The following is a 7,862-nucleotide window of genomic DNA, read 5'->3' as shown; positions in this document are numbered from 1 at the left end:
CGATGCAAACGGAAGCCAAAATAGTTGGTTTAAATCAAAAGTTGGGATAGGGACATATAATCCTGAAGCTACTTTAGATTTACACGGAAGTTTTAAATTGGTTGATGGAAATCAAGGTGAAGGAAAAGTGTTAACTTCAGATAGCAAAGGAAATGCTACTTGGAAAGATTTAAATGGCGGGAATTCAGGAAAAGTATATGCCGATTTATATAATGGTAGCTCTGATAGGCTTAATAATACAGGTCAACCATCTATTGTAAATTTTGGAAAAACATCGCTTTTTAAAAATGTACAAGTTTCTAATCAAGGAGTTAAAGTACAAAAAGATGGTATTTTTAAAGTAAATGCAACAATTACTGTAAATACTGAACATGATGCTGCTGAAGATACAGTTTATGAATTTTACTTTACTAAAGGCGGGCAAAAGATTGCGGGTTCTTCAGTATATATAACTATAGATAGTGCAATAGATTTAAATGAGAAGTATACTGTTACTCTAAATAAATTATTAAAATTAGAGGAAAACGAACAGATTGCGGTATACGGTAGGCAAGTTAATGTTGGTGGTCACGATAGAGATGCTTCAAAACTTTCATTAGTAAATGGTGCTTGTTCATTTACATTAGAAAAAATTGACGATATATAATTTTTAGTTTAATAGGATTTAAAAAAGGCTTCAAAATTGAAGCCTTTTTTAGTTATTAGGATATAAATTTTTTCTTTATCTCTGGTGTGGGAATCATGCAACGATTTTTCTTACCAAACCATTTATATCTATTTTTAGATACTATATCGTAGCCTAAATCACGAATACTTTTTGGTAAAACTAAAAACCAACTTAATAAAAAATAGCCACCACTTAGTTTTTTTGCTATTCGTAAAGCAGCATCCGATTTTTGATACCAAGCTTTTCCGGGAATTATAAGAATAATAGTATTTAATAAATTAGGATTAATTCCTCTTTCCTTTAAAAGAGACTTCCCAACATCACTCTGTAACGATGCAAATCGGAATAAATCTTTCTTATCCCTTTTTATAATAAACTGAACTGTATTATCGCATAGGTTACAAACTCCGTCGAACAATACAATATATTTATTAGGCATAGTTTCCAAATTACTTTTTCTTTTTCATAGCCTGTACTAATTCAAGCTGTTCTATAGCAACCTGAGTTGTAAACATACCATAATTTACGGTAGCTTTACCTTTTTCAATTACATCTAATGTTCCAACGCTACGGCTACCTTCTAAACGAACTCGATCTCCTAATTTAACTTTAGCTTTTGGTTTATTGGCTTCTTTTTTAGCTTCAAGTTCTTCTTTCTTTTTTTCTTCTTCTTTCTTTTTTCGAATTACTTCAACTTTTTTTTCAGCCTCTTCTTTAACTTTTCGCTCTTTAGCTTTTTCAGCTTTACGTTGTTTAGCATTTTGTTGCTTACGTTTTGAATTTTCGATAGCAACTAGTTTTAAAAATTCTCCAATCAGCTCTTTTTTATTTTTATTAGTAAAGAATTTTTCGCTTAAATCATTGAATTTCTGCCCAAGATAAATCATTCGTTGGTTGCTATCGTATAATTCCTGATAGTCTTCCAACTTACGCTGAATTCTTGAGTTAGTCTCTTCGAGTTTTGATTTTTCTTTTGTTGTTTTTTGTTCTTGTTGCTTTAAGGAATCGGTGGTTTTTTGAAGTTTAGAACGTTCTTGTTGCAATTTTGCAATACTTCTATCAAAACGTATTTTGCCACGCTCTACTTTCTTTTTAGACCGATTAATTAGGCTATACGGTATTCCGTTTTTCTGAGCTACTTCAAAAGTAAACGAACTTCCGGCTTCACCTACACGCAATTTAAATAATGGATTCAGACTACGCGAATCAAACATCATATTTGCATTACTCATATTCGGCAATTCGTTCGCTAATTTTTTTAAATTGGCATAATGGGTTGTTAGTATTCCAAAACTCTCTTTTTCGTAAAATACTTCTAAAAACGTTTCTGCTAATGCGCCACCTAATTCTGGATCACTCCCTGTACCGAATTCATCAATTAAAAACAGTGTATTTTCGTCACATTTCCGAAGAAAATAGTTCATATTTTTTAATCGATACGAGTAGGTACTTAAATGATTTTCGATAGATTGATTATCACCAATATCGGTTAAAACTTTATCGAAAAAGCACATTCGGCTGTATTCATGTACCGGAATTAAAATTCCGCTTTGTAGCATAACTTGTAACAAACCAACTGTTTTTAAAGTTATACTTTTTCCGCCTGCATTGGGCCCTGAAATAACAACAATTCGATTTCCGGTATCTAACGAAATATCTTGCGGATAGGTTTTAGCTCTCTTTTTTGAATTATTTATCAGCAATAAAGGATGATAAGCATCTTTTAGTTGTAATTCTTTATCTGTTGTAATTGTTGGTAGCAGGCCGTTTATTTTATCTGCATATTTTGCTTTTGCCGCAATAACATCTATGGTAGTTAAAATTTCTTGATATTGAATTAATAAATCTCGAAACGGACGAATAATTTCGGTTAATTCTTTTAAAATACGAGTTACTTCTTCTTTTTCATCATATTGTAAATTTCCTAATTCTCGGGTATATTGAAATGTAGATTCTGGTTGGATATAAGCAATACTTCCTGTTTTAGAACTTCCTAAAATACCACCTTTCACTTTGCGGCGATACATTGCTTTTACAGCTAAAACACGAACATTTTCTACCACACTTTCTCTAATATCATCTAAATATCCATAAGAGCCATAAGTAGTAAGTGCATTACTAAAACTAGAGTTTATTTGACCTTTAATCGAGTTTATCCGTCTACGTAAACCTTGTAAAAGGGGAGAAGCATCATCTTTAATTTCTCCAAACTTGTTTACTACCTTTTCAATTGCATCGATAAGAGTAGTTGTATACGGAACCTCATCTATAGTTTCATATAAATTCGGATAGATTTCTTTGAACTTTCTAAAAAATCGAATTTGAGTATTTACAGTTTCCGAGATATTAATTATTTTTCGAAAAGCTCCAACCTCTAATACCGTATTTTCGATATTTAATAATTTTAATTCATTATTTAAATGATCGAAACCGTGATTAGGAATAGGACTTTCCTGTAATTTGGAACTTACATACTCATTAGTTTGGTGTAACCCGAAATATGTTTTTTTATAGGTTTTATAAGGTTTAATTTCTAAGGCTTTGGCTTTTCCTAGATCTGTAATACAAAGCTCACTAATTTGCTCGCATACTATCGGAAACTCTAAATCGCTAAGGCTTTTATCTGTAATTTTAATCATAGTATATTTTCCCTACTTTTGGGTTTTGCAAATTTACTTAAAAATATAATGAACGTAACAATTAACGAGGGATGGAAAAACCATCTAAATGATGAATTTGAAAAAGAGTATTTTAAAAATTTAGCTGAATTTGTTAAATCTGAATATAACTCACATACTATTTATCCAAAAGGAAAGCGAATTTTTGCTGCATTTGACCATTCTTCTTTTGATGATACTCGGGTTGTTATTCTGGGCCAAGATCCCTATCACGGCCCAGGACAAGCTAATGGTTTGTGTTTTTCGGTAAATGATGGGATTGCGACACCACCTTCTCTTGTAAATATTTTTAAAGAAATTAAAGAAGATATTGGCAATCCTATTCCCAATTCTGGAAATTTAGAGCGTTGGGCCGATCAAGGTGTATTATTATTAAATGCAACATTAACTGTACGGGCGCATCAAGCAGGCTCTCATCAAAAAATGGGATGGGAAAAATTTACCGATCGTGTTATCGAAATAGTATCTGCAGAAAAAGAACATGTAGTTTTTATGCTTTGGGGTGGTTATGCTAAGAAAAAAGCTACCAAAATAGATGCTAGCAAGCATTTAATTCTAACAAGTGGACACCCATCTCCATTAAGCGCTAACAGAGGCTATTGGTTTGGAAATAAGCATTTTTCTAAAGCAAATGAATATTTAACGAATCACGGAAAATCACCTATCCAATGGTGATTTTCTATAAATTATAGCAAAAACAAGAAGTTTCAATACGCATAGAAATAAGTCTCAACTCTAATAATCGTTGTTGAATAGTATCCAATTCAGACTCACAGATTTGAGTTTGACTCCATTGAGTTTCATTAAGCCATTGCTGAACTTTTTCAACTTTTAAATTATATTTAGTTGCAATTTTATTTTCTATGCCAGGAATTTCTTTAAAACTAGAAGTTGTTTCATTAAGAACTGAAAATAGCTTTCGTAAATCGGCATAATCGAATTTTAGAATAGGATTCCTAACGACTATTACAAATGAAGGCCAAGAACCTTCATAATCAGCTATCTTTTTTAGTTTTTGTTCCTCTAAATATTTTTCAACATCAAATTTATTCCATAAAAAATAATCAGCACGTTTTTCATCTAAAGCTTTTTCAGCACCTTTAAGATTATCTGCAATTTCATAATCTAAATCAGAAAGTTCCCATCCTTGTTGATTAGCATTTAATAATGCTTTTAGATGAGAGCTTGAACAAGTGTGACTAATTGCAAATTTTTTGTTTTCTAAATCTGAAACCGATTTTATAGGTGAATCGTAATTTGTATAAATTCCCAATGAAGAAGGAGATTCTACAAAGTTTTGTACAATATGAGTTTCGTTACCCGAAATAATATCTTTTACAGCAACCTCGGTAGCCACAATAGCAATATCGATTTCTCCGTTTCGTAAAGCTTTTATTATTTCACCACTTCCGCTATAAAAATCTTTCCAAATTATATTGATTTCTTCTTTTAAAAATTCTTTATTTTCAATAGCTAAATGCCATGGGGAATTATATGGTGAAGGGGAGCCACCTACTTTTAAGCTTTTCATGTAGTATGTTTTTGTTTGAGATAATTATAAATACTGTATTGTGACCTGTTTTCTTTTTCGCCGGGCTTACGCGAAACATATTGATTACTTTCGCTAGCATCTTGAATACGTGCCTTTACATTATCGGTTAATTGAAGGTGAAGGATATCTTTAAATTCTTTAAAAATATCTTCATCGTAAATAGGTGCTAGTACTTCTATTCTTCGATCTAAGTTCCGACTCATCCAATCTGCACTTCCAAAGAACATCTTTTCGTCGCCTCCATTTTCAAATAAATAAATTCGCCCATGTTCTAAAAAACGATCTAATATACTCGTAATATAAATATTTTCGCTTAAACCTTCAACTCCTGGGATTAAAGATGTAAAACCTCTTACTAAAAGTCTAATTTCTACACCGGCATTACTAGCTTTATAGAGAAGATCGATAATTTCATGATCTTCTAAACTATTCATTTTAGCTGTGATTTTGGCTTTTATTCCCATCCGAGCATTTTCAATTTCATTATAAATTAAAGTAATAAAAACCTGTCGGGTAGAAAATGGAGAAATTAACAAGTGTTTCTCTCTAGGAGCAATAAGTTCTCCTTCTAAAACCATAAAAAGTCTTGATAATTCTTTAGTTAAACGCTGATCTGCCGTAAATAATGCATGATCGCAATATTGTTTTGAAGTTTTACTATTAAAATTTCCGGTACCGATATATGCATAATTACAAGTTTTTCCGTTTTCGCTTCTGGAAATCATCATAATTTTAGAATGCACTTTTATTTTTGGATAGCTATAAATTACATTTGCTCCTTTTTTTTCGAATTTTCGGCCCCAAATTATATTGTTTTCTTCATCGAAACGCGCTTTAGCTTCTACAAAAACAGTTACGTCTTTACCGCGCTCTAAAGCTTCTAATAAACTTGTTGTAAGTTGAGAACTATCAGCAACTCGGTATAAAGAAATTTTAATATGTGTTACTTGATCGTCTTTTACGGCTTGATCTAAAAAATTTTCTACATATTTAAAAGACATATATGGAAAATGCACAAGCCGATCTTTTTCTGCAATAGTTTTAAAAAGGTTGGTACTTTTTGCTAATTCTTTATGTTCGATAGGAACAAGCGGTTTATGGTGTAAATCTGGATTATCGGTAGGATCTTTTAGAGAAAAGAAATCTTTAAAATTATGATATTTACCTCCCGGCATCATATCTATCTTACCCAAATTCAATAATTTTCGAATTTGTTTTTGAAGCGCTTTAGGCATGTCCGAATCGTAGAGTAGGCGAGTAGGTTGCCCATTTGTACGCTGTTTTAAACTATCGTAAATTTTTTCGGCTAAAACTCCTTCATATTTATCTTCAATATAGAGTTCGGCATCTCGATTTAATTTAATCTCATAAATACCCTTTATGGTTTGCTCTGGAAAGAAAGAAGCTAATTCACTTCTAACAATTTCATCTATATAGGTAATTTTATTTTTACCTAAATTAAAATACACAAAACGGCCACATTCTTTTACCGGAATATTTGCGATTCCTAAACAATTTTCATCTTCAAATGCTATTAAAAAATAGAGTTTAGCATTTTCTAAAAATAAACTTTCTTCTTCGTTATTTACATTTATTATTTTAGTCTCAAGATTTGCTTTAACATGTTCTTTAAAGTAGTTCTTTACAAAGTTTTTTTGTTCTGAATTAAAATTATGAGATTCTATAATATGAATTCCTTTTTTTGCTAATTCAGGGATTATTTCTTGAGTATAAACCTTCCCAAAGCGTCTTTGTTGAATTTCAACTTCTTTTAATATTTGCTTGGTAAGTTTATTAGGTTTCAAATCGAGTTTCTTTCGAATACTCTTTTCTACGCGTTTCATCTGCCGAAGTTGCGATACACGTACTCTAAAATATTCATCTAAATTAGAAGAAAATATGGCTAAAAACTTAATTCTTTCGAATAATAAATTGTTTTTATCTTCTGCTTCTTGTAAAACTCGTTCGTTGAAAAATAACCAATTTAGATCCCTATGTTGGAATCGATCTTCGGTAAGTTCTTGCATTTTTAATTGACTTTAACCAAAAATACAAACTACCGATTGTTGAAGTTTTAATATTCTGTTAAATAAGCTTAAGATGTTAATTTATTTAAGCAAAATTCGATAAGCTCGTCCATTTTTTTATCGGCATTTTTACTAAAAGTTCCATTAGCCCTATTGGCAACTACTAAATTCATAGATAAAGCATCGTGGCCTAGCAATTTAGACATTCCGTAAATACCAGAAGTTTCCATTTCTAGATTTGTTACTTTTTGGTCATTATATTCAAAAGTAGCTAATTTATCATTCATTTTTGGATCGGGAAGGGGTAATCGTAAAGAGCGACCTTGCGGACCATAGAAACCGGAGTTTGTAGCAGTAATGCCTTTAAAAATTTCTTCTGAATCTAATTTTTCTTGTAATAATTCACTTGAATTTACTACATAAGGAGCTGATTTCGCTTCTGCCCAATTCATATGCTTTATAAAAGCATTAGCGAGAGTTTTATCTAAATAGTCTTCACATTTATAAAAATGAAGTAAATTATCTAAACCAATAGCTTTGGAACTCATCAAAAAAGAATCTATAGGAATTTGTTTTTGAATACTTCCTGTGGTTCCTATACGAATAATTTGTAGCGATTGTAATTTATTTTTAATAGATTTTGTAGCAAAATCAATATTAACTAGGGCATCTAATTCATTAAAAACAATATCGATGTTATCGGTCCCAATGCCTGTTGAAATAACCGATATTCGTTTTCTTTTAAAATATCCGGTTTGGGTATGAAATTCTCGTTTTTGAGTTTGAAATTCAACCGAATCGAAATGTTTAGTTACCTGCGATACTCGATCTGGATCGCCAACTGTAATTACAGTATCTGCTAATTGCTCTGGTTTTAAATTTAAATGATAAATACTACCATCTGCATTTAAAATAAACTCGGATGCTTCTAAACTCAT

6 protein-coding genes and 1 pseudogene are annotated in these 7,862 nt (G+C 31.2%); 2 read left to right on the top strand and 5 right to left on the bottom strand.

Features of this window, described 5'->3' with window-relative positions; translation table 11 throughout:
* Positions 1 to 646 (top strand): annotated as a pseudogene (locus ACN0WI_RS15770) (hypothetical protein); the annotation flags it as partial.
* Positions 647 to 701: 55 nt separating this feature from the next.
* Here the strand turns inward: ACN0WI_RS15770 and ACN0WI_RS15765 are convergent.
* Together ACN0WI_RS15765 and ACN0WI_RS15760 are read right to left on the bottom strand one after the other, a co-directional pair.
* Positions 702 to 1,106, bottom strand: a complete 405-nt coding sequence (locus tag ACN0WI_RS15765; protein ID WP_417888011.1) for a thiol-disulfide oxidoreductase DCC family protein — start codon at positions 1,104 to 1,106, stop codon at positions 702 to 704.
* Positions 1,107 to 1,116: 10 nt separating this feature from the next.
* Positions 1,117 to 3,306, bottom strand: a complete 2,190-nt coding sequence (locus ACN0WI_RS15760; RefSeq protein ID WP_417888010.1) for an endonuclease MutS2 — start codon at positions 3,304 to 3,306, stop codon at positions 1,117 to 1,119.
* 48 nt (positions 3,307 to 3,354) lie between these two features.
* Between ACN0WI_RS15760 and ACN0WI_RS15755 the strand changes: the two genes are divergently transcribed.
* Positions 3,355 to 4,020, top strand: a complete 666-nt coding sequence (locus tag ACN0WI_RS15755; protein ID WP_417888009.1) for a uracil-DNA glycosylase — start codon at positions 3,355 to 3,357, stop codon at positions 4,018 to 4,020.
* Positions 4,021 to 4,024: 4 nt separating this feature from the next.
* On the opposite strand, the gene ACN0WI_RS15750 is transcribed toward ACN0WI_RS15755, so the two are convergent.
* The 3 genes from ACN0WI_RS15750 to ACN0WI_RS15740 all read right to left on the bottom strand — a co-directional run bounded on the left by ACN0WI_RS15750 (position 4,025) and on the right by ACN0WI_RS15740 (position 7,862).
* Positions 4,025 to 4,876, bottom strand: coding sequence for a PhnD/SsuA/transferrin family substrate-binding protein (locus ACN0WI_RS15750; RefSeq protein WP_417888008.1), 852 nt, complete (start codon positions 4,874 to 4,876; stop codon positions 4,025 to 4,027).
* Positions 4,873 to 6,924, bottom strand: coding sequence for a polyphosphate kinase 1 (gene ppk1 / locus ACN0WI_RS15745; protein ID WP_417888007.1), 2,052 nt, complete (start codon positions 6,922 to 6,924; stop codon positions 4,873 to 4,875). Before ppk1 ends, ACN0WI_RS15750 begins: the two co-directional genes overlap by 4 nt.
* Positions 6,925 to 6,992: 68 nt before the next feature.
* Positions 6,993 to 7,862, bottom strand: coding sequence for a nucleoside phosphorylase (locus tag ACN0WI_RS15740; protein WP_417888006.1), 870 nt, complete (start codon positions 7,860 to 7,862; stop codon positions 6,993 to 6,995).

It is taken from the genome of Zunongwangia sp., assembly GCF_048269745.1.
In the GTDB taxonomy this organism is placed as follows: Bacteria; Bacteroidota; Bacteroidia; order Flavobacteriales; family Flavobacteriaceae; genus Zunongwangia.
This window is presented reverse-complemented; position numbering and strand designations above follow the sequence as displayed.